Raw genomic sequence first — 20778 nt, 5'->3', positions numbered from 1 at the left:
TCAGGTTATAAGATGAAACGTGTTTCTCAACTAACCGCCGCCTTGATGTTATCCGGGTTGGCGCACATGGCAACCGCGGCAGATATGCCATCCCAGATGACTTTATCCACTCTTCAAGCGCAGCACGGCGTGGTTATTGATACACGTCTAAGTGCCTTTTATAACGGCTGGCCACAAACCATTTCCAGCGTCGGTGGCCATGAGCCTGCCGCTCTGAATTTATCGGCCAGTTGGTTAGACATGATGAATGACGAGCAACTGCAATTGTGGGCAAAACAGCACGCGATTAAACCTGACAGCCTGATTGCTCTGTATGGCAATGATGATGAGACAAAAGTGGTGAAAACACGCTTGTCTAAGCTGGGCTATCAGCATGTTGCATTGCTTTCCGATGCTCTCCAGCAACCCGCTCGTTTGCAGAAAATGGCTCACTTCGAGCAGTTGGTTTACCCGCAGTGGCTGCACAATCTGATGCAGAATAAAGCTGTCGTGGCAAAACCAGCGGGTGAAGTGAAAATCATTGAAGCCGCCTGGGGCGCGCCAAAGCAATACCTGCTGAGTCACATTCCAGGTGCGGATTACATTGATACCAATGACATCGAAAGCGAGCCGTTATGGAACAAAGTTTCTGACGACAAGCTGAAAGCATTGATCGCAAAACACGGCATTCGTCACGATACCACCGTGATTATGTACGGGCGTGATGTCTACGCTGCGGCACGTGTCGCACAAATTCTGCTGTATGCAGGTGTGAAAGATGTGCGTTTGCTTGATGGCGGCTGGCAGAGTTGGTCTGATGCCAAATTGCCGGTCGAGCGTGGCTTGCCAAACGATGTGAAACCCGCACCTGATTTCGGCGCAACCATTCCAGGCCAGCCACAACTGATGCTCGACACCGAGCAGGCTCGCGGCCTGTTAGGTCGTAAAGACGCGTCTTTAGTGAGCATCCGTTCCTGGCCGGAATTTATCGGCATCACCAGCGGCTATAGCTACATTAAGCCAAAAGGTGAAATTGCCGGGGCGCGTTGGGGCCACGCGGGTTCCGACTCCACGCATATGGAAGATTTCCATAATCCAGATGGCACTATGCGTTCGGCTGATGATATCGCCGCGATGTGGAAAAGCTGGAACATTACGCCGGATCAGCACGTTGCGTTTTATTGCGGCACCGGCTGGCGCGCGTCTGAAACCTTCATGTATGCCCGTGCGATGGGCTGGCAGAATGTTGGCGTGTACGATGGCGGCTGGTATGAGTGGAGCAGTAATCCGAAGAACCCGGTGGCGACTGGGGAACGTAAGCCTCTGTAAGATGTTTTAAGTTTTCCCCTCACCCCGCCCCTCTCCCTCAGGAGAGGGGCGGGGTGAGGGCTGTTCTTCAACCACCCACGCGCTTTAACGTCTCATATCCACTCCACACTCGCGTAAATGTCGTCATCCAGCACAGCGCACCAAACACCCACGCAAACCAGACAAACCACTGCGGGAACAGGCAACTCAGGACAAAGAGCGCGATAGTTTCCGTGCCTTCCGTCAAGCCACCGAGATAGTAAAACGATTTGTGCGCGTAGCCGGGATTATCAAGCTGATGCTTTTGCGCCACCGCAGCAAATGCCAGGAAACTGCTGCCGGTCCCGATAAACGCAAACAGGAGCCAGCCACCGGCTAATGCATTTTGCGCCGGGTCGGCGAGAATAAAACCAAATGGCACCAGGGCGTAAAACAAAAAATCTAACGAAATATCGAGAAAACCCCCGGCATCGGTCAGGCCGCGCCGCCGCGCCAGCGCGCCATCTAAACCATCAAACAGCCGGTTCAACACTATCGCAACCAGGGCCGCGCCATACCATTGCAGCGCTAAAAACGGCAGCGCCAGCACTCCGATGGCAAAGCCAATTAGCGTCAGCCCATCGGGGGAGATAGACGGTTTATCCAGCGTCGCCGCAAGGCGTTCGAGAGACGGTTTAATCCGTGGATGGAGGTAACTATCAAACATGAGTCTGTTTCCCGGTTGCGCTGACGCATAGCCCTTGCGCCGGAATATCCAGTGCGGCATTAAAGCGGGCGGAGAGATTCTGGAAGGCAATCAATGCGGTTAATTCGGTGATGGCTTTGTCATCATAATGGGTTTTCAGTTCGGCTTTTAGCGCATCACTGATTTGCGGAGGCGTCGCTGTCATTGCATCAGCATAAGCGAGTGCCGCTTGTTCTTTGGCGGTGAACAGCGTCTCGTCGCGCCAGTTCGCGACGGCCAGGACTTTATCCATCGAACCGCTACGCTCTGCCAGCCGCAAGCTATTGGCATCAATGCAAAATTCGCAGCAGCATTGTTGGGAAACACGCGTCATCACCAGGGAGCGCACCACCGGGTCGATTTTCGCCCGCCGTCTTTCGAGAAAGCCCACGAACAATGCCACCAGCCAGAATAAAAACGGAAAGCGCCCCCACCATCGCGTTGGGTTTAGCACCGAGCCGAAATGCTTTTGTTGCATCGAAACAATGGGCCGTAAACTGGCAGGCAATTTTTCAAGCGGAGCCACCCAGGGAGCGCTGTTTTTATTCGTCATTCGGGAAAATCTTCAGAAAACCTTTGATGGCGCGTATTATGCCACGCCCATGGGGAAAGAGCGGATGAGTATCATGAAAACCATTGATGTCGTTGCGGCAATTATTGAGCGTAACGGTAAGATTTTACTCGCCCGACGCCCGGAAGATGGCGATCAGGCGGGTTTGTGGGAATTTCCCGGCGGCAAAGTCGACGCGGGTGAATCACAACCTGAAGCCCTGGCGCGGGAGTTAGAAGAAGAGCTGGCGATTAACGCGGTGGTTGGGAATTACGTTGCCAGTCATCGGCGGGAAGTTTCCGGGCGAATTATTCATCTGCACGCCTGGCATGTCAGTGAGTTTAGCGGCGAATTAACGGCACTTTGCCACAGTGAACTGGCCTGGTGTTTACCGGCCGGGGCATTTGAGTACAACCTTGCCCCGGCAGATATTCCCTTGCTGGAAGCGTTTATGGTTTTACACGCCGCCAGACTAAAGGATTTGTACTAAGCGTCTTTTCGTCGCGCTGGCATTGCAACAAAATTCCGCCATCGGCTTTCACAACCGCCCCTTCGGTGTAATTTTGATCCTGATAGATACAACACTGGCTGCACGGTGCAGCTCTTTGCCCCTGCGTGCTGAACACTTCCGGCGGCACGGAAATATCTACCTGGGGATCAAGACGCTGCGCCATCCCCGGCAGGCTTATCATCAGCGCCACGGCGGCGGCGAGCAGGCTTTTTAGTCGCATCTTCACTTCCCTCTTTTTTCGCCCATTGCTTACGCGGTTTTTTCTGCTCGTCAGGCGCTTTGACGCCTTTGAAAGCATGATGAACCGGCTTGGTTCGCGCCTGGTGAATCAGGTCATATAACGTTTGCACCAGCGGCTGCATGAAATCCTGATAACGGCACTGCTTTTCACTGATTTGCGTCAGCGTCGATTCCCACTGCGCCGTCATATCTGGCCTTGCAGCCAGTTCTGGCAGCGAGTGAATTAACGCCCGCCCGGCATCTGACGAGTGAATATAGCGCCCTTTTTTCACCAGAAACGTTCGTTTGAACAACAGTTCAATGATGCCGGCGCGAGTCGCTTCTGTGCCTAATCCGTCCGTTGCACGCAGGATCTTTTTCAGATCTTTATCCTGCACGAAGCGGGCAATCCCGGTCATTGCCGAAAGCAGCGTTGCATCAGTGAAATGGCGTGGCGGTTGGGTCTGGCGTTCAATCACCTCACCTTTTTCACACAGCAATTCATCACCTTTGGCAACCACCGGCAGCGGCGTACCATCGTTTTCTTCATCGCGCTCTTTGCCGCCCAACAGCGTGCGCCAGCCAGCTTCGGCCAGGAAACGGGCTTTGGCGTTAAATTTACCGCCAGCAATATCAAGATCGATGGTGCATTTGCGGAACACCGCATCGGCACAGAACTGCATTAAGTATTGTCGGGCGATCAGGTTGTAAACTTTAGATTCATTTTCAGAAAGCGAAATTTTGGAGCTACGCGCGGTCGGGATAATCGCGTGGTGAGCATCAACTTTTTTGTCATCCCAACAGCGGTTGCGCAGATCGGTATTCAGCGCAGGCTGCGGGAATAAATCAGGCTGGTGGATGCTAATCGCATTCAGTACCGCGTGACGCCCGGCAAAATGTTCATCCGGTAAGTAACGGCTATCCGAGCGCGGGTAAGTGATAAGTTTGTGGGTTTCGTACAATTTCTGGCAAATATCCAGCACGTTCTGCGCACTTAGCCCAAAACGTTTAGCCGCCTCGATTTGCAGACTGGAGAGCGAAAACGGCAGCGGGGCGACTTCTGATTCCCGTTTATCATTATAGGCAGTGACTATCGCCGGTTGCCCGCCGATACGGTTCACCACATGTTCAGCCAGCGGGCGATGCAGCAAGCGCCCTTCTTCGTCCTGATACGGTTCGCAAGATTCGCTTGGTTGCCACGTTGCGACAAAACGTTCATCGGCAGGTGTAACGATGTGCGCTTTGACTTCGAAGAAATCTTTAGCGACGAAATTCTCAATTTCTTCGTCGCGACGCACCACCAGCCCGAGTACCGGCGTTTGCACGCGCCCGACGGAGAGCACACCCTGATAACCCGCATTACGCCCAAGAATGGTGTAAGCGCGGGTCATGTTGATGCCGTAAAGCCAGTCGGCACGGGCACGAGCCAGAGCTGAAACACACAGCGGAATAAATTCACTGTTGGCACGCAGGCGACTGATTGCACGTTCTACCGCCTGCGGGTTGAGATCGTTTATCAGGCAGCGTTGAACCTGCTGACGCTTCTCCGGTGCCAGTTCCAGATAGTCGAGAACTTCGTCCACCAGCAGTTGCCCTTCGCGATCCGGGTCACCTGCATGAACCACTTCGTCAGCCTGGACGAGGAGTTTTTTGATGGCGTTAAGCTGTTTAGTCACCGACGGGCGCGGCTGCAACTGCCATTTTTCCGGCACAATCGGCAAATCGGCAAGGTTCCAACGCGCGAAACGCGCATCGTAAGCATCCGGCTGGGCCTGTTCGAGCAAGTGGCCGATACACCAGGTAACGACTTGCCCATTACCACACTCAATGAACCCATCGCCACGGCGATGGGGCTTGGGTAGCACGTCAGCAATAGCGCGAGCGAGACTCGGTTTTTCGGCAATAAACAAACGCATCCGACTAACGAATCTCAATCATCGGGCGGCCCGCGCGTGCGGTTTTTAGCTCGCCAATCGCGGTCAGTTTGATGCCATTTTTTTCGGCGACGGCGGCAACGGCAGCTTCTGCGCTCTCTTCAACGGCCAGCAGCAAGCCGCCTGAGGTTTGCGGGTCACAGAGCAAATCACGCTGCGCCTGGGTCATTTCACCCATCAGATATCCGTAGCTGGCAAAGTTGCGCGAAGTACCGCCTGGCACGCAGCCCTGTGCGATGTAGTCTTCGACACTCGGTAATTTAGGGACTTTATCGAACCAGACTTCGGCCTGAATGCCTGCGCCCTGGCACATTTCGCTGAGATGGCCGAGCAGACCAAAACCGGTGACATCCGTCATGGCGGTGACGCCTTCGATATCGGCAAATTCAGCGCCAGGTTTGTTGAGCTGGCACATGACTTCTGCGGCAAGGCCGTAGTGTTCTGGTTTGAGCAGGGATTTTTTCTCAGCGGTGGTCAGCACACCAATACCGAGCGGCTTAGTAAGGAACAGTTTGCAACCTGCGGTGGCCGAGCTGTTTTTCTTCACGCGGTCGGTAGGCACAATCCCGGTCACGGCGAGGCCAAAAATAGGCTCTGGTGCGTCAATGGAGTGACCACCGGCCAGAGAAATTCCGGCCTGCTGGCATACAAAACGCCCACCTTCAATGACTTTACGCGCGATTTCTGGTGCCAGGGTGTTAATCGGCCACCCAAGAATGGCGATAGCCATAATAGGTTTGCCGCCCATCGCATAGATATCACTGATCGCGTTGGTGGCAGCAATGCGCCCAAAATCGAAAGGATCGTCGACGATCGGCATAAAGAAGTCGGTGGTGCTGATGACACAAGTGCCGTTGCCCAGATCGTATACCGCCGCGTCATCACTGGTTTCGTTTCCTACCAGTAAGTTAGGGTCGACAAATTTAGCCTGCTCGGATTGCAGAATAGTTTGCAGGACTTTCGGGGAAATTTTGCAGCCGCAACCAGCTCCGTGGCTGTACTGCGTCAAACGAACGGTTTGCTCACTCATGGACTACTCCTGTCATTGGCAATGCCGCTATGGTAACTCTTCGGCCAGGGAGTAGTAAGTATCAGTGTCTGAATTGCGCCATTGCTGGTCACAATCCAGACAGCTTTTGCGTGATTGCTTAGAATCTGTGCACAAATGGAGCGATGTCCGGCACGCTGACGGTGGTAGACGCTTTAAGCTGCGGCGTTCCCAGATAGAGGAAACCCACCACTTCGTCTTGCTCACGGCACTTGAGCGCGTCACGCACGGCTTCACTTTCAGTCCAGATTCCTGTGCGCCAGATTCCGTTGTAACCCTGCGCCACTGCCGCCATCTGCATCGCCATAACGGCGCAACCCGCAGAGACCACCTGCTCCCAGACCGGGACTTTGTGATTGTCATCGCAATGCGCGACGACCGCGATAATCATTGGTGCGCGGAACGGAGCGGTGCGTGCTTTTTCAATGCCCTTTTCGTCCTGCTCTTCAGCGATGGCAGCCTGTTCCATCACTTTGCTAAAGCGCTCACGCCCTTCGCCTTCGATGACGGTGAAACGCCACGGCTGTAATGTCCCGTGGTCCGGCGCACGCATACCCGCACGAATAATGTTTTCCAGGACATCACCTGCGGGAGCAGGTTCTACCAGGCGGGAAGCGCTGCGACGGTTAAGTAGTAGTTCGAGTGCATCCATTTGAAAACTCCTGTCATGATTTTTAACGGCAAAACTAACACAGCAGGTGAATTTGTTACAGCGCAGGGCAGATTTCCTACTGACTTTCGCCCTGGAGGTATTTAGGATAGCGGTAACTTTAGCTGTCACACGCAGCTTGCCAGAAATAACGGAGTATTCATGCGCACCATTGGGCGATTTGTTGCCGGTTTTTTTAAGTGGACCTGGCGTCTGCTTAACTTTATTCGAGAGTTTATTCTCAACCTGTTTTTAGTGCTGTTGGTTCTGGTCGGCGTTGGCATCTGGATGCAGCTTAACAGCGCCCCTGCCGAACCTGCGCGGGGTGCGTTGCTGCTGGATATTACCGGTGTGGTTGTCGATAAACCTTCGGTAAGTAATAAGCTGGGCGTGATTGGCCGCCAGTTGCTGGGTGCCAGTTCTGACCGCTTGCAGGAAAACTCGCTGTTTGATGTGGTCGATACCATTCGCCAGGCTAAAGATGACCGCAACATCACCGGGATTGTGCTGGACTTAAAAGAGTTCGCGGGTGGTGATCAGCCTTCGATGCAATATATCGGCAAAGCACTGCGTGAATTCCGCGACAGCGGCAAACCGGTTTACGCCGTGGGTGACAGCTATAACCAGGGGCAATATTACCTGGCAAGTTTCGCCAATAAAATCTGGCTCTCACCGCAAGGCATGGTGGATTTACACGGTTTTGCAACAAACTCCCTGTATTACAAAACGCTGCTGGATAAGCTGAAAGTCTCCACGCACATCTTCCGCGTCGGCACCTATAAGTCTGCCGTGGAACCGTATATTCGTGACGATATGTCCCCTGCTGCGCGTGAAGCCGATAGCCGCTGGATTGGTGAGCTGTGGCAAAACTATCTCGCAACGATTGCCGCTAACCGCCAGATAACGCCTGCTCAGGTATTCCCTGGTGCGCAAGGTCTGCTTGATAGCCTGCAAAAACTCGGTGGTGATACAGCAAAATACGCGCTGGATAACAAGCTGGTAGATGAACTGGCCAGCAGCGCCACCATGGATAAAGCCATGGTGAAACAGTTTGGCTGGAACAAAGAAAACAAAGATTTCAGCTACACCAGTATGTATGACTACGTGGTGAAAAAACCGGCTGATACCGGCGATGCCATTGCTGTCATCATCGCCAATGGCGCAATTATGGATGGTGAAGAAACGCCAGGCCAGGTCGGCGGTGATACCACTGCAATGCAAATTCGCGAAGCGCGTCTTGACCCTAAAGTGAAGGCAATTGTGCTGCGTGTAAACAGCCCTGGTGGCAGCGTTACGGCGTCAGAAGTGATTCGTGATGAACTGGAAGCCGCGCGTGCGGCGGGCAAACCTCTCGTGGTTTCGATGGGCGGAATGGCAGCATCAGGCGGCTACTGGATTTCAACTCCAGCCAATTATATCGTCGCCAGCCCGAACACCCTGACCGGCTCGATTGGTATTTTTGGCGTGATCAATACCGTTGAAAATAGTCTTGATTCGATTGGCGTTCATACCGATGGCGTGGCAACTTCGCCATTAGCGGATGTGGCGGTGACGAAATCGTTACCACCGGAAGTTCAGCAGATGATGCAGTTGACCATCGAAAATGGCTATAAGCGCTTTGTTAATCTGGTGGCGGATTCGCGTAAGAAGACTCCAGAGCAAATTGATGCCATCGCACAAGGTCATGTCTGGACCGGCCAGGATGCAAAAGCGAACGGTCTCGTCGATAGCCTCGGTGATTTCGATGATGCCGTAGCGAAAGCGGCAGAACTGGCGAAGCTGAAAACCTGGCACCTGGATTTCTGGCAGGATGACCCGAGCTTTATCGATATGGTGTTCGATAGCATGAGCGGTTCCGTGCGTGCCATGTTGCCGCAAGCGTTGCAGGCATATTTGCCCGCGCCGCTGGCTGATGCTGCGTTAGCCGTTAAAGCGCAAAACGATAAGTTTGGCACCATGAATGACCCGCAAAACCGTTACGCTTTCTGCCTCACTTGTGGCGATGTGCGATAATTCATAACTTCCCGGGTGGATGAGCGTCGCGCCGTCCACCGCTTTTTAAGGCGGGTGACACTTCGTTTACCCGCCCTATATTGCTGATGTGAAACCATTCCATGCAAAAGAAATCCATCTACGTTGCCTATACCGGCGGTACTATCGGTATGCAACGATCTGAACACGGTTACATTCCCGTTTCCGGGCACCTGCAACGCCAGTTGGCGTTGATGCCAGAATTCCACCGCCAGGAAATGCCTGATTTCACCATTCATGAATATCAGCCGCTGATGGACTCCTCGGATATGACCCCCGAGGACTGGCAGCACATCGCCGATGACATCAAAGCGCATTACGACGAATACGACGGTTTCGTGATTTTGCACGGCACTGACACGATGGCATTCACCGCCTCAGCGCTGTCGTTCATGCTGGAAAATCTCAGCAAGCCCGTGATTGTGACCGGCTCACAAATCCCATTAGCTGAATTGCGCTCGGATGGGCAGATTAACCTGCTCAACTCTTTATATGTGGCGGCAAATTTCCCGATTAATGAAGTCACATTGTTCTTTAATAATCGTCTGTATCGCGGCAACCGCACCACCAAAGCGCACGCTGACGGTTTCGATGCTTTTGCCTCACCCAATTTGGCACCGTTGCTTGAAGCGGGAATTCACATTCGCCGCCTGAATACGCCACCTGCGCCGCACGGTGAAGGAGAACTGATCGTTCACCCGATTACACCGCAGCCGATTGGCGTGGTAACGATTTATCCGGGCATTTCGGCAGATGTGGTCGGTAACTTCTTACGCCAGCCGGTAAAAGCGTTGATATTGCGTTCCTATGGCGTGGGCAATGCGCCACAGCACGGCGCGTTCCTCAAGGAGTTACAAGAAGCCTCTTCACGCGGCATTGTGGTGGTAAATCTCACGCAATGTATGTCCGGGAAAGTGAATATGGGGGGTTATGCCACAGGTAATGCGCTGGCTCAGGCAGGCGTTATCAGTGGCTATGATATGACGGTAGAGGCCACGCTGACTAAACTTCATTATTTGCTTAGCCAGAATCTCGACGTGCAGGCCATACGCGAAGCGATGTCGCTTAACTTACGTGGCGAACTCACTCCAGATGAGTAAGGAGAAACCATGAAACGTGCTTTGTTATTGGTTGATTTACAAAATGATTTTTGTGCCGGTGGCGCACTCGCAGTCCCGGAAGGTGATAGCACGATTGATCTCGCTAACACCTTGATAAGCTACTGCAAAGCAAAGGGTGATGTCGTGGTTGCAACCCAGGACTGGCACCCCGCCAATCATGGGAGTTTTGCCAGCGTTCAGCGAACCGAACCGTTTTCACAGGGGAAACTCGATGGACTTCGCCAAACCTGGTGGCCGGATCATTGCGTGCAGAACAGCGAAGGGGCAAAGCTCCATCCTTTGCTCAATACTCATGAAATAGAGGCTGTTTTTCAAAAAGGTGAAAACCCGCAAATTGATAGCTACAGCGCGTTTTTCGATAACGGGCATCGTCAGAAAACTCAGCTCGATGACTGGCTCTACCGCAATGAGATTAAACAGCTCGTGGTGATTGGCCTGGCGACAGACTATTGTGTGAAGTTCACCGTACTCGACGCCCTGTCTCTCGGTTATGAAGTCACAGTGATTACAGATGGCTGCCGCGCGGTGAATTTGCATCCTCAGGATGGTCTGCGAGCGTATCAGGATATGTCTGCCGCTGGCGCAACGCTAATGACACTGGCTGATTTTACTTACTAAATTACTGACCCGGCTCCCCAGGGCGTGAAAGCGCCCTCCTTTCTTTATTCGATTCCGCTCTCATTCTTAACTTTTATTGCTCGCTCATTTCTGAGAGCGCTCTCATAATGAATTTGTTTATTAATGCAGCAACTTAGCTGCGTTTATTTTGCCTTCCGTTCCCTCTGGTTACTGAAGGCTTGCTCGTCAAAGAGGAACTACCCTATGGTCTTCACGCGTAAACTGCTGCCGTTACTGGCAGTGATACAGATCGCTTGTGCCGGTGTGGCTCAGGCAAGCTCTTACCTCTCAGTCGGTTATTTCAACGGTGGAGGCGACGTCACAGCCGGACCGGGCGGCGATATAGATAAACTCGATGTGCGCCAGATAACGCACCTCAACTATTCGTTCGGTCTGATTTATAACGATGAAAAAGACGAAACAAACCCTGCCCTGAAGGATGCGTCGAAACTGCATCAGATTTGGCTGTCACCGAAAGTGATGGCCGATCTGGAAAAGATCCCCGATCTGCGTAAACAGAACCCTTCCCTGAAAGTGCTGCTATCGGTTGGCGGTTGGGGCGCGCGTGGCTTCTCAGGTGCTGCGGCGACACCAGAAAACCGTGCGATATTTATCCGCTCGGCGCAGGAAGTGATTAAACGCTACGGGCTGGATGGCATCGATCTTGACTGGGAGTATCCGGTGAATGGGGCGTGGGGTTTGGTGAATAGCCTGCCGGAGGATAAAGCGAACTTCACTGCGCTACTCAACGAACTGCGGGCCGCGTTAGGTAAAGAAAAACTCCTGACCATCGCCGTGGGCGCTAACGTGAAAAGTCCAACCGAGTGGGTGGATGTAAAAGCCATTGCGCCAGCGCTGGATTACATCAATCTGATGACCTACGACATGGCGTATGGCACGCAATATTTTAACGCCAATCTTTATGATTCAAAAACCTGGCCAACCGTGGCCGCCGCGGATAACTACAACGTTAACTTTGTCGTTGATAACTACATTAAAGCCGGTTTGAAACCTGCGCAGATGAACCTGGGAATTGGCTTCTACGGGCGAATCCCTAAACGTGCAACCGAACCAGGCATTGATTGGGATAAACCAGACGCCGCCAAAAACCCGGTGACACAGCCCTATTTCGGCGATGCCGAGAAAGCCTTGTTTATGTCTATGGGCGTTGACCTGACAAAAGACAGTTATATGAAATACAACGACATTGTTAGCAAACTGCTTAACGATCCCCAAAAGCGCTTTACGGAAAACTGGGATAACGATGCGCATGTTCCGTATCTGACCATTAAGTCTGCTGAAGGCAAAGATCTGTTCGCTATTTCGTATGAGAACCCACGTTCTGTCGCAATCAAGGCGGAGTACATCAAAGCGAAAGGATTAGGCGGCGCGATGTTCTGGGAGTACGGCGCGGATGACAACAATAAATTAGCGAAAGAGTTAGCCAAAGATTTAGGCATTAAAACCGAGCATTAATAAATCAGCGTGTATGGCGGGCAACGCAATGTTACTCGCCTTTTCAAATTCAGAGCTTCACTGTCACAATCGGTGCAGGCTCAATGCCAAACTCTGCTTTAAGTTGCTGCTTACTCTTCATCACGATATTGCCATCGGTGCCAATGGTCATATGTTGCGGGTCAGTGTTGTGGCGGGTCTGCCACATCATCACCAGTTGCAGGCTGTTCTCTTTTTGGTCAGGAGTCAGCGCCACACCGTCAGGCCATTTTCCCAGCTCAACAGCGGTCACCAGACGTTGATAAACTTCCGGTGTCATTGTGTCTAACATTTCGTCCAGGTTCATCATGCGGCAAGTTCCTGTGGAATAATTTGCTGAATCGATTTTTCAACCTTCAGTTTGTTCACCGTTTTTATCATCAGTGAAGTTTAACGAGGCTGAGTTTACGCAGTAGCGCTCACCGGTAGGCTGCGGACCGTCGGGGAAAACATGTCCTAAATGCGCCTCACAGTTGCTGCAACGGATCTCAACACGTTCCATACCATGTGAAAAATCTTTGATATAGCGGATAGCGTCGTCGCTCACTGGCTCGTAGAAGCTAGGCCAGCCGCAGCCTGAGTCATATTTGGACTCTGACATAAAGAGCGGTGCATCACAGACCAGGCAATGATAGACACCATCACGTTTGTTATGCAGTAAACGCCCAGAAAACGGTGGCTCAGTGCCATGTTTCTGCGTGACATAGAACTGCATTTCAGACAGTTTTTTTTTAGATGAATCAGGAGGTAATTGATTAGCCATATGCGTACATCTCGTGCCGTGGGTACTGTAACTGATAACAGCATGATTCTAACAAAAAATTAACAACGCCGTGCTCTTTTTTGTTCTAAACTTAGCCCTGAATTTCTAACGCAGCGTCAATTGTGATCGCCGTCACATTCTTGTTGGAATTGATCTTTAAAATTCCTCGCATCGTCCCCATTTGGATAAAGAGCCAAAAGGGAAGCGCGAGGCGGTTCAGTCGTTCAAATGATGTCCATAGGATTGATTTGTCGCAATGATTGACACGATTCCGCTTGACGCTGAGTAAGGTTTTTGTAATTTTACAGGCAACCTTTTATTCACTAACAAATAGCTGGTGGAATATATGACTATCAAAGTAGGTATCAACGGTTTTGGCCGTATCGGCCGTATTGTTTTCCGTGCTGCTCAGGAACGTTCTGACATCGAGATCGTTGCAATCAACGACCTGTTAGACGCTGAATACATGGCTTACATGCTGAAGTACGACTCAACTCACGGTCGTTTCAACGGCACTGTAGAAGTCAAAGACGGCCACCTGGTTGTTAACGGCAAAACTATCCGTGTTACCGCAGAACGTGACCCGGCTAACCTGAAATGGAACGAAGTTAACGTTGACGTAGTTGCTGAAGCAACTGGTCTGTTCCTGACAGATGAGACCGCTCGTAAGCACATCACCGCTGGCGCGAAAAAGGTTGTTCTGACTGGTCCTTCTAAAGACAGCACTCCTATGTTCGTTCGTGGTGCTAACTTCGAAAAATATGCTGGCCAGGATATCGTTTCTAACGCATCTTGCACCACTAACTGCCTGGCTCCACTGGCTAAAGTTATCAACGACAACTTCGGTATCGTTGAAGGCCTGATGACCACTGTTCACGCAACTACCGCTACTCAGAAAACTGTTGATGGCCCGTCTCACAAAGACTGGCGCGGCGGCCGTGGCGCAGCTCAGAACATCATCCCTTCTTCTACCGGTGCTGCTAAAGCTGTAGGCGTTGTACTGCCAGAGCTGAACGGTAAAATCACTGGTATGGCGTTCCGCGTTCCAACTCCAAACGTGTCTGTTGTTGACCTGACCGTTCGTCTGGAAAAAGCTGCGACCTACGAAGAAATCAAGAAAGCAATGAAAGCGGCTTCTGAAGGCGCGATGAAAGGCGTTCTGGGTTACACCGAAGACGACGTTGTTTCTACTGACTTCAACGGCGAAATCTGTACTTCTGTGTTCGATGCTAAAGCGGGTATCGCACTGAACGACAAATTTGTGAAACTGGTTTCCTGGTACGACAACGAAACTGGCTACTCTCACAAAGTACTGGATCTGATTGCTCACATCTCCAAATAAGTTGAGATGAGTCATTAATCCTGAAGGGCGACTGTGGTCGCCCTTTTTTTTCGCCTTTGATCGATAGGTTGAACAAATGATTAATAAAATTTTTGCCCTTCCGGTTATTGAACAAATTACTCCGTCCGTGTCTCTTCGCAAGATTGACGAGCTGGAAGCTATCGTGGTCGACCATCCACAAGCTCGCGGTTCCTTTACTTTACAAGGCGCACACCTTTTGTCGTGGAAGCCTGCTGGTGAAGAAGAAGTACTGTGGTTGAGCGACAATACGCCTTTCCAGAACGGCAAAGCTATTCGCGGTGGCGTGCCAATCTGCTGGCCATGGTTTGGCCCAGGCGCACAAGCCGATCTGCCAGCACACGGTTTTGCGCGTAATCTGCCATGGGCATTGACTGCACATAATGAAGATGAAAGCGGTGTTTCACTGACTTTCGAACTGCAAAGCAGCGATGCCACTCGCAAATACTGGCCACATGACTTTACCCTGTATGCACGTTACAAGCTGGGTAAAACCTGTGAGATGGAACTGGAAGCACACGGCGAGTTTGAAGTGAACTCTGCACTGCACACTTACTTCAATGTTGGCGATATTGCTGATGTGAAAGTGAGCGGGTTGGGCAACAAATATATCGATAAAGTGCTGAATGCTTCTCTCGGCCAGTTAACCGACGGCGTGCAAACTTTCCCGGACCGTACCGACCGCGTCTATCTGGAGCCAGAAGAGTGCAGCGTAATTCACGATGCGAGCCTGAACCGCAGCATTGATGTGATTCATCATCACCATATCAACGTCGTTGGCTGGAACCCAGGCCCGGCTCTGTCTGTCTCTATGGCTGATATGCCAGACGATGGCTATAAGACTTTCGTTTGCGTCGAAACGGCATGCGCCAGTGCACCGCAAAAAGCAACGGCAGATAAGCCAGCGCGTTTAGCGGCAACACTGCGTGTAGCGAAAAAAGCTTAAACCATATCTAAAGGCGTTTTGCGGCCCGGTGCCGGAAACGCCTTTTCCATCAGCTCAATCTCTTCCTGACTCAACTCAATCTCCAGCGCTGCAGCATTTTCTTTTACATGCGCCACAGTTCCCGCTTTTGGAATCGCGATAACACTATCATGGTGAATGACCCAGGCTAAGAGCAGTTGCGCAACCGTCGCGCCTTTATGATTCGCGAGTTGGTTAAGTACCGGATGATTCATCAACCCGCTACGCAAACGCCCGGCCTGCGCTAATGGGCAATATGCCATAACCGGCATACGTTGCTGCTGGCTCCACGGCAATAAGTCATATTCAATGCCGCGCGAAGCAAGATGGTAAAGCACCTGATTGGTGGCGCACTCGTGCCCGCCAGCCACATTGCACAGTTCCTGCATATCGCTGTAGTCGAGGTTGGATACACCCCAACGGCGAATTTTGCCCTGAGCCACAAGGTGTTGCATCACACTGACGGTTTCTTCAAGCGGGATATCCCCACGCCAGTGCAATAAATAGAGATCGAGATAATTGGTTTTCAACCGTTTGAGGCTATTTTCGCAGGCAGTGATGGCGCTCTGCTCTCCTGCATTCCACGGGTATACTTTCGAGGCCAGGAAAACCTCATCTCGCCTGCCGCTGATGGCCTCTCCAACCACTTTCTCGGCGCTGCCATTGGCATACATCTCAGCGGTGTCGATTAGCGTTAACCCGAGATCTATCCCCGCTCGCAGTGCATTCACCTCATCTGTATGGTGCGCGGCGTGCTCACCCATGTACCAGGTTCCCTGCCCGATTGCGGGTAAGAGTTGTGAATCAGAAAAGAGAATTTGTTTTGCCATGACATCCCTCCAAAACTGTTGCACCACAATAATGCAAACGGGGCGCAAGCGCCCCGCATCAATACATTAACTGCACTATCAGAAACTATACGTGATTCCGGTCATTAAAACGCCGGTCCACTCTTTATCAACCATTGGGCTGTTCGTGACTTCATCCGCCAGGCGAATGTAGCGACCCATACCAAACACGTTCCAGTTATCTGTCAGTTTGTAGTTAACAGATAACTCAACATACGGCGCCCAACTATCATCTGGATCATAAGAATTTAAGCCGCTGCGCGCGGATTCATTCTTGCTGATACCGTAATAGTATTCGTTCTGGTTTTCACTGCTCCACGTAATCCCGATACCCGGCGTTAAGGTCAATCGGTCGGTAGTGTAGCGATACAACCATGCGGTGTCCCACGTCACACCATTGCTGTTATCCAGCGTGTCACCCGCGAGTACCGTGCGCAAGAAACCATATTGCGTGTAATGGGCGTAAGAAAGTCCCGCCATCAGTGTCGCGTAGCGGTTACTCAACTGGCGCATACTATGAAGATTGCTGTCTTTCGCGCGGAAAAAGAGCGGTGAATAGTATGCCGTGATAGACAGCTTGTCGGTCTGGTCATTCCACAGGTAATAACCCGCAGTCAGGCCACGCAGATAGAAATTATCCCCTTCATAACCCACCATCGGCACAGGATAAACACGGTCCTGATCGCCTTTGTACAAGTTCGGTGTGACCAGGGCTGCCGCCCCTAAAGACCATGGGCCGTCAGCGGCGTGAACAGCAGAAAAAGATGAGGCAATTAGCGCCCCCAATGTAAGAATTTTGAATTTGCTCACAATCCATTAAGTCCTTTAATCAAATAATCAGCGATGAGAGTGTAACCTTCCTTTCCATTCACCCCAAATTTTTTACGTTCCAGAAACCTCCGATTAACCATTCAACATCTCTCAAACAGGTTTCACTGATTTTTCAGTTTTATGAATCGCAGGTGAAACCCGCTGCTTCTCTTTACAACAAAAGGAGAAATAATTGGATGAGTTATTGATATGTCATTGAAATTGGCTTGCGGCCGTATGCAAGTTTTGCAAATGCCATCTACGCTTTATTTTAGGAAGATGAAATACGCTGAACGAGGCAATGAAAATGCCACTAATGAAGTTGGCATGAGGGTTGCTCGAGATTCAGGAGACGTCTTCCGGGGGCCTCCATTACTCATACGAACGGCTCTCTAACCTGTGCTAAAAACGAAAGGACGGCATGCCATGAATATATTCGATCACTATCGCCAGCGTTATGAAGCTGCCAAGGACGAAGAGTTCACACTGCAGGAGTTTCTTGCTGTCTGTAAGCAAGATCGCAGTGCCTATGCTAATGCGGCAGAAAGGCTATTGATGGCCATTGGTGACCCCGTAATGGTGGATACTGCCACTGAGCCACGGCTGTCCCGTCTCTTTTCGAACCGGGTGATTTCCCGTTATCCGGCCTTTGAAGAGTTCTATGGCATGGAAGAAGCCATTGAACAAATTGTTGCCTATCTCAAACATGCAGCCCAGGGCCTGGAAGAGAAGAAACAGATTCTCTATTTACTGGGGCCTGTCGGTGGCGGTAAATCCTCGCTCGCTGAACGCCTGAAAGCGTTGATGCAGCGCGTGCCTATTTACACGCTCAGTGCCAATGGTGAACGCAGCCCGGTGAATGACCACCCGCTGTGTCTTTTCAATCCGCAAGAAGATGCCTCTATTCTTGAAAAAGAGTACGGCGTCCCAACCCGCTATCTCGGCACGATTATGTCGCCGTGGGCGGCAAAACGTCTGCATGAATTTGGTGGCGACATCACCAAGTTCCGCGTGGTGAAAGTCTGGCCGTCGATTCTGGCGCAAATCGCGATTGCCAAAACTGAACCCGGTGATGAGAACAACCAGGATATCTCGGCGCTGGTCGGTAAAGTGGATATCCGCAAACTGGAAAACCATGCGCAAAACGATCCGGATGCTTACGGTTATTCCGGCGCACTGTGCCGTGCAAACCAGGGCATCATGGAATTCGTGGAGATGTTCAAAGCCCCAATTAAAGTGCTCCACCCGTTGCTGACCGCAACCCAGGAGGGGAACTATAACGGGACCGAAGGCATTTCCGCCCTGCCATTTAACGGTATAATTCTGGCGCACTCGAACGAATCCGAATGGGTGACGTTCCGTAACAACAAAAACAATGAGGCGTTCCTTGACCGTGTTTACATCGTCAAAGTGCCTTATTGCCTGCGGATTTCCGAAGAGATCAAAATCTACGAAAAACTGCTCACCCACAGCGAATTGTTACACGCGCCATGTGCCCCAGGCACATTGGAAACGCTGTCGCGATTCTCGATTTTGTCGCGCCTGAAAGAGCCAGAAAACTCCAGCATTTACTCCAAAATGCGGGTCTACGACGGCGAAAGTCTGAAGGATACCGATCCGAAAGCGAAATCCTACCAGGAGTATCGTGATTACGCCGGTGTGGACGAAGGCATGAACGGGCTATCGACACGTTTTGCGTTCAAAATCCTCTCCCGCGTGTTCAACTTTGACCATGTGGAAGTGGCGGCAAACCCGGTGCACCTGTTCTATGTTCTGGAACAGCAAATCGAGCGCGAGCAGTTCCCGCAAGATGTGGCAGAGAAATACCTCGAGCATTTGAAAGGCTACCTGATCCCGAAATATGCTGAATTTATCGGGAAAGAGATTCAAACAGCGTATCTCGAATCTTACTCAGAGTACGGGCAAAACATTTTCGACCGTTATGTTACCTACGCTGACTTCTGGATTCAGGATCAGGAGTACCGCGATCCGGATACCGGTCAGTTGTTTGACCGCGAATCACTGAATGCGGAACTGGAAAAAATTGAAAAACCGGCTGGCATCAGCAATCCGAAAGATTTCCGTAATGAAATCGTCAACTTCGTATTGCGTGCCCGTGCCAACAATAATGGTCGTAACCCTAACTGGACCAGCTACGAGAAGCTGCGCACGGTTATCGAGAAGAAAATGTTCTCGAATACCGAAGAGTTGCTGCCCGTTATCTCGTTCAATGCCAAAACCTCGACCGACGAGCAGAAAAAACACGATGACTTTGTCGATCGTATGATGGAGAAAGGCTACACCCGTAAACAAGTTCGCCTGCTGTGCGAATGGTATCTGCGGGTACGCAAGTCTTCATAACGTCTGAGTCAAAGATGGGGCCACACTCAGTGGCCCCCCTGCGCAGTTGGCAAAGAAGTTTGGGGGAACTATGGCCTATTTTATTGACAGGCGACTGAACGGCAAAAACAAAAGCGCGGTCAATCGCCAGCGCTTTTTGCGCCGTTATAAAGCACAGATTAAACAGTCGATTTCCGAGGCCATCAACAAGCGTTCGGTAACCGACGTGGACAGCGGTGAGTCCGTCTCTATCCCAAGTGAAGACATCAGCGAACCGATGTTTCATCAAGGGCGTGGCGGGCTGCGTCATCGTGTTCACCCAGGTAACGATCACTTTGTGCAGAATGACCGTATCGAGCGCCCACAGGGCGGCGGCGGTGGTTCAGGTGGCGGCCAGGGCCAGGCAAGTCAGGATGGTGAAGGCCAGGACGAATTCGTTTTCCAAATCTCAAAAGACGAATATCTCGACTTACTGTTTGAAGACCTGGCCTTGCCGAATCTGAAAAAGAATCAGCATCGCCAGATTACCGAGTTTAAATCACATCGCGCTGGCTACACCTCGAATGGCGTACCGGCCAATATCAGCGTAGTCCGTTCGCTACAAAACTCTCTGGCTCGTCGCACTGCGATGACCGCCGGAAAACGTCGCCAGTTGCATGAGCTGGAAGACAGTCTTGAAACCGTGAGCAACAGCGAACCCGCTCAGTTGCTTGAAGAGGAGCGCTTGCGCAAAGAGATCGCCGAACTGCGCGAGAAAATTGCCCGCGTGCCGTTTATTGACACCTTCGATTTACGCTACAAAAATTACGAAAAACGCCCGGAGCCTTCGAGCCAGGCTGTCATGTTTTGTTTAATGGACGTTTCTGGCTCGATGGATCAGGCAACCAAAGATATGGCAAAACGTTTTTACATCTTGCTCTATCTTTTCCTGAGCCGAACCTACAAGAACGTGGAGGTGGTTTATATTCGCCACCACACCCAGGCCAAAGAAGTGGATGAACATGAGTTCTTTTACTCCCAGGAAACGGGTGGCACGATTGTCTCTAGTGCTCTGAAATTAATGGATGAAGTGGTAAAAGAACGTTATGACCCGGCGCTGTGGAATATCTACGCTGCGCAAGCGTCTGATGGTGATAACTGGGCAGATGATTCACCGCTATGTCACGAACTACTGGCGAAAAAAATACTGCCGATGGTGCGTTATTATAGCTACATCGAAATAACTCGCCGCGCCCACCAGACGCTGTGGCGCGAATATGAGGATTTGCAATCAACGTTTGATAACTTCGCAATGCAGCATATTCGCGACCAGGATGATATCTATCCTGTCTTCCGTGAGCTATTCCAGAAACAGTCTAGCCACTCTTACAATTAGCTCTGATAACTCTGCAAAAATTAGCCTGGTAAGTAATATTACCCGGCTAATTCTTTGCACCATATATCAAACATCCTTTCTTGCCTGTGATAAAATTCGCCATAAATCATCATGGACTCTTGCTCGAGTTTT

Annotated in this window: 20 protein-coding genes; 10 read left to right on the top strand and 10 right to left on the bottom strand. The window is 51.3% G+C overall.

Annotated elements, in window-relative coordinates; all coding sequences use genetic code 11:
* The first annotated feature begins 12 nt into the window (after nucleotides 1-12).
* Nucleotides 13-1308, top strand: coding sequence for a rhodanese-like domain-containing protein (locus AC0IWZ_RS07500; RefSeq protein WP_471677718.1), 1296 nt, complete (start codon nucleotides 13-15; stop codon nucleotides 1306-1308).
* A gap of 67 nt (nucleotides 1309-1375) precedes the next feature.
* Here the strand turns inward: AC0IWZ_RS07500 and AC0IWZ_RS07495 are convergent, their stop codons facing one another.
* Both AC0IWZ_RS07495 and AC0IWZ_RS07490 read right to left on the bottom strand, forming a co-directional pair.
* Nucleotides 1376-1993, bottom strand: a complete 618-nt coding sequence (locus AC0IWZ_RS07495; protein ID WP_471677719.1) for a CDP-alcohol phosphatidyltransferase family protein — start codon at nucleotides 1991-1993, stop codon at nucleotides 1376-1378.
* Nucleotides 1986-2564, bottom strand: coding sequence for a carboxymuconolactone decarboxylase family protein (locus AC0IWZ_RS07490; RefSeq protein ID WP_471677720.1), 579 nt, complete (start codon nucleotides 2562-2564; stop codon nucleotides 1986-1988). Before AC0IWZ_RS07490 ends, AC0IWZ_RS07495 begins: the two co-directional genes overlap by 8 nt.
* Before the next feature lie 73 nt (nucleotides 2565-2637).
* On the opposite strand from AC0IWZ_RS07490, the gene AC0IWZ_RS07485 reads away from it, so the two are divergent.
* The gene (locus tag AC0IWZ_RS07485; protein WP_471679078.1) at nucleotides 2638-3051 is read left to right on the top strand and encodes a pyrimidine (deoxy)nucleoside triphosphate diphosphatase; all 414 of its coding nucleotides are present in this window, start codon (nucleotides 2638-2640) and stop codon (nucleotides 3049-3051) included.
* Here the strand turns inward: AC0IWZ_RS07485 and AC0IWZ_RS07480 are convergent.
* The 4 genes from AC0IWZ_RS07480 to AC0IWZ_RS07465 form a co-directional block, all read right to left on the bottom strand.
* On the bottom strand, nucleotides 3011-3292 hold the full coding sequence (locus AC0IWZ_RS07480; protein ID WP_259267526.1) for a YnjH family protein: 282 nt from the start codon (nucleotides 3290-3292) through the stop codon (nucleotides 3011-3013). The two genes, AC0IWZ_RS07485 and AC0IWZ_RS07480, sit on opposite strands and share 41 nt — an antisense overlap.
* Nucleotides 3219-5207 (bottom strand): DNA topoisomerase III, encoded by a 1989-nt coding sequence (locus AC0IWZ_RS07475; protein WP_471677722.1) that lies wholly within the window; start codon nucleotides 5205-5207, stop codon nucleotides 3219-3221. Before AC0IWZ_RS07475 ends, AC0IWZ_RS07480 begins: the two co-directional genes overlap by 74 nt.
* Before the next feature lie 4 nt (nucleotides 5208-5211).
* Nucleotides 5212-6255, bottom strand: a complete 1044-nt coding sequence (selD, locus tag AC0IWZ_RS07470) for a selenide, water dikinase SelD (RefSeq protein ID WP_034494729.1) — start codon at nucleotides 6253-6255, stop codon at nucleotides 5212-5214.
* Between the two features lie 118 nt (nucleotides 6256-6373).
* Complete coding sequence (locus AC0IWZ_RS07465; RefSeq protein WP_471677723.1) at nucleotides 6374-6925, bottom strand: NAD(P)H nitroreductase; 552 nt, start codon at nucleotides 6923-6925, stop codon at nucleotides 6374-6376.
* A gap of 159 nt (nucleotides 6926-7084) precedes the next feature.
* On the opposite strand from AC0IWZ_RS07465, the gene sppA reads away from it, so the two are divergent.
* The 4 genes from sppA to chiD all read left to right on the top strand — a co-directional run bounded on the left by sppA (nucleotide 7085) and on the right by chiD (nucleotide 12168).
* Nucleotides 7085-8935, top strand: a complete 1851-nt coding sequence (gene sppA, locus AC0IWZ_RS07460) for a signal peptide peptidase SppA (protein ID WP_034494727.1) — start codon at nucleotides 7085-7087, stop codon at nucleotides 8933-8935.
* A gap of 101 nt (nucleotides 8936-9036) precedes the next feature.
* Nucleotides 9037-10053 (top strand): asparaginase, encoded by a 1017-nt coding sequence (ansA, locus tag AC0IWZ_RS07455; protein WP_034494726.1) that lies wholly within the window; start codon nucleotides 9037-9039, stop codon nucleotides 10051-10053.
* Nucleotides 10054-10062: 9 nt separating this feature from the next.
* A complete protein-coding gene (gene pncA / locus AC0IWZ_RS07450; protein WP_471677724.1) occupies nucleotides 10063-10692 on the top strand; it encodes a bifunctional nicotinamidase/pyrazinamidase in 630 nt (209 codons plus the stop codon).
* A 204-nt stretch (nucleotides 10693-10896) separates the two neighbouring features.
* Complete coding sequence (chiD, locus tag AC0IWZ_RS07445; RefSeq protein ID WP_034494724.1) at nucleotides 10897-12168, top strand: chitinase ChiD; 1272 nt, start codon at nucleotides 10897-10899, stop codon at nucleotides 12166-12168.
* A 49-nt stretch (nucleotides 12169-12217) separates the two neighbouring features.
* Here the strand turns inward: chiD and AC0IWZ_RS07440 are convergent, their stop codons facing one another.
* Together AC0IWZ_RS07440 and msrB are read right to left on the bottom strand one after the other, a co-directional pair.
* The gene (locus tag AC0IWZ_RS07440; RefSeq protein ID WP_034494924.1) at nucleotides 12218-12493 is read right to left on the bottom strand and encodes a YeaC family protein; all 276 of its coding nucleotides are present in this window, start codon (nucleotides 12491-12493) and stop codon (nucleotides 12218-12220) included.
* A 42-nt stretch (nucleotides 12494-12535) separates the two neighbouring features.
* The gene (gene msrB / locus AC0IWZ_RS07435; protein WP_471677725.1) at nucleotides 12536-12949 is read right to left on the bottom strand and encodes a peptide-methionine (R)-S-oxide reductase MsrB; all 414 of its coding nucleotides are present in this window, start codon (nucleotides 12947-12949) and stop codon (nucleotides 12536-12538) included.
* Nucleotides 12950-13295: 346 nt separating this feature from the next.
* On the opposite strand from msrB, the gene gapA reads away from it, so the two are divergent.
* Complete coding sequence (gapA, locus tag AC0IWZ_RS07430; protein WP_064547648.1) at nucleotides 13296-14291, top strand: glyceraldehyde-3-phosphate dehydrogenase; 996 nt, start codon at nucleotides 13296-13298, stop codon at nucleotides 14289-14291.
* Nucleotides 14292-14367: 76 nt separating this feature from the next.
* Nucleotides 14368-15255 (top strand): D-hexose-6-phosphate mutarotase, encoded by an 888-nt coding sequence (locus AC0IWZ_RS07425; RefSeq protein WP_410372658.1) that lies wholly within the window; start codon nucleotides 14368-14370, stop codon nucleotides 15253-15255.
* Here AC0IWZ_RS07425 and AC0IWZ_RS07420 read toward each other — a convergent pair.
* A complete protein-coding gene (locus tag AC0IWZ_RS07420; RefSeq protein WP_471677726.1) occupies nucleotides 15252-16103 on the bottom strand; it encodes an aldo/keto reductase in 852 nt (283 codons plus the stop codon). The two genes, AC0IWZ_RS07425 and AC0IWZ_RS07420, sit on opposite strands and share 4 nt — an antisense overlap.
* Before the next feature lie 78 nt (nucleotides 16104-16181).
* The gene (locus AC0IWZ_RS07415; RefSeq protein WP_034494717.1) at nucleotides 16182-16931 is read right to left on the bottom strand and encodes a MipA/OmpV family protein; all 750 of its coding nucleotides are present in this window, start codon (nucleotides 16929-16931) and stop codon (nucleotides 16182-16184) included.
* 426 nt (nucleotides 16932-17357) lie between these two features.
* Here AC0IWZ_RS07415 and yeaG point away from each other — a divergent pair, with 426 nt between their 5' ends.
* Together yeaG and AC0IWZ_RS07405 are read left to right on the top strand one after the other, a co-directional pair.
* Nucleotides 17358-19292, top strand: coding sequence for a protein kinase YeaG (yeaG, locus tag AC0IWZ_RS07410; RefSeq protein ID WP_034494715.1), 1935 nt, complete (start codon nucleotides 17358-17360; stop codon nucleotides 19290-19292).
* A gap of 70 nt (nucleotides 19293-19362) precedes the next feature.
* Nucleotides 19363-20646, top strand: a complete 1284-nt coding sequence (locus AC0IWZ_RS07405) for a YeaH/YhbH family protein (RefSeq protein WP_172894760.1) — start codon at nucleotides 19363-19365, stop codon at nucleotides 20644-20646.
* Nucleotides 20647-20778: the final 132 nt, after the last annotated feature.

Source organism: Buttiauxella sp. AC142, assembly GCF_979253435.1.
This window is presented reverse-complemented; position numbering and strand designations above follow the sequence as displayed.

Bases quoted from the DNA above. Each gene is read 5' to 3' on its own strand.
- AC0IWZ_RS07440 (WP_034494924.1), bottom strand. From the start codon at position 12,493: ATGAACCTGGACGAAATGTTAGACACAATGACACCGGAAGTTTATCAA.
- selD (WP_034494729.1), bottom strand. From the start codon at position 6,255: ATGAGTGAGCAAACCGTTCGTTTGACGCAGTACAGCCACGGAGCTGGT.
- AC0IWZ_RS07405 (WP_172894760.1), top strand. From the start codon at position 19,363: ATGGCCTATTTTATTGACAGGCGACTGAACGGCAAAAACAAAAGCGCG.
- ansA (WP_034494726.1), top strand. From the start codon at position 9,037: ATGCAAAAGAAATCCATCTACGTTGCCTATACCGGCGGTACTATCGGT.
- AC0IWZ_RS07425 (WP_410372658.1), top strand. From the start codon at position 14,368: ATGATTAATAAAATTTTTGCCCTTCCGGTTATTGAACAAATTACTCCG.
- yeaG (WP_034494715.1), top strand. From the start codon at position 17,358: ATGAATATATTCGATCACTATCGCCAGCGTTATGAAGCTGCCAAGGAC.
- AC0IWZ_RS07490 (WP_471677720.1), bottom strand. From the start codon at position 2,564: ATGACGAATAAAAACAGCGCTCCCTGGGTGGCTCCGCTTGAAAAATTG.
- AC0IWZ_RS07485 (WP_471679078.1), top strand. From the start codon at position 2,638: ATGAAAACCATTGATGTCGTTGCGGCAATTATTGAGCGTAACGGTAAG.
- AC0IWZ_RS07495 (WP_471677719.1), bottom strand. From the start codon at position 1,993: ATGTTTGATAGTTACCTCCATCCACGGATTAAACCGTCTCTCGAACGC.
- AC0IWZ_RS07475 (WP_471677722.1), bottom strand. From the start codon at position 5,207: ATGCGTTTGTTTATTGCCGAAAAACCGAGTCTCGCTCGCGCTATTGCT.
- AC0IWZ_RS07465 (WP_471677723.1), bottom strand. From the start codon at position 6,925: ATGGATGCACTCGAACTACTACTTAACCGTCGCAGCGCTTCCCGCCTG.
- chiD (WP_034494724.1), top strand. From the start codon at position 10,897: ATGGTCTTCACGCGTAAACTGCTGCCGTTACTGGCAGTGATACAGATC.
- pncA (WP_471677724.1), top strand. From the start codon at position 10,063: ATGAAACGTGCTTTGTTATTGGTTGATTTACAAAATGATTTTTGTGCC.
- msrB (WP_471677725.1), bottom strand. From the start codon at position 12,949: ATGGCTAATCAATTACCTCCTGATTCATCTAAAAAAAAACTGTCTGAA.
- AC0IWZ_RS07480 (WP_259267526.1), bottom strand. From the start codon at position 3,292: ATGCGACTAAAAAGCCTGCTCGCCGCCGCCGTGGCGCTGATGATAAGC.
- gapA (WP_064547648.1), top strand. From the start codon at position 13,296: ATGACTATCAAAGTAGGTATCAACGGTTTTGGCCGTATCGGCCGTATT.
- AC0IWZ_RS07500 (WP_471677718.1), top strand. From the start codon at position 13: ATGAAACGTGTTTCTCAACTAACCGCCGCCTTGATGTTATCCGGGTTG.
- sppA (WP_034494727.1), top strand. From the start codon at position 7,085: ATGCGCACCATTGGGCGATTTGTTGCCGGTTTTTTTAAGTGGACCTGG.
- AC0IWZ_RS07420 (WP_471677726.1), bottom strand. From the start codon at position 16,103: ATGGCAAAACAAATTCTCTTTTCTGATTCACAACTCTTACCCGCAATC.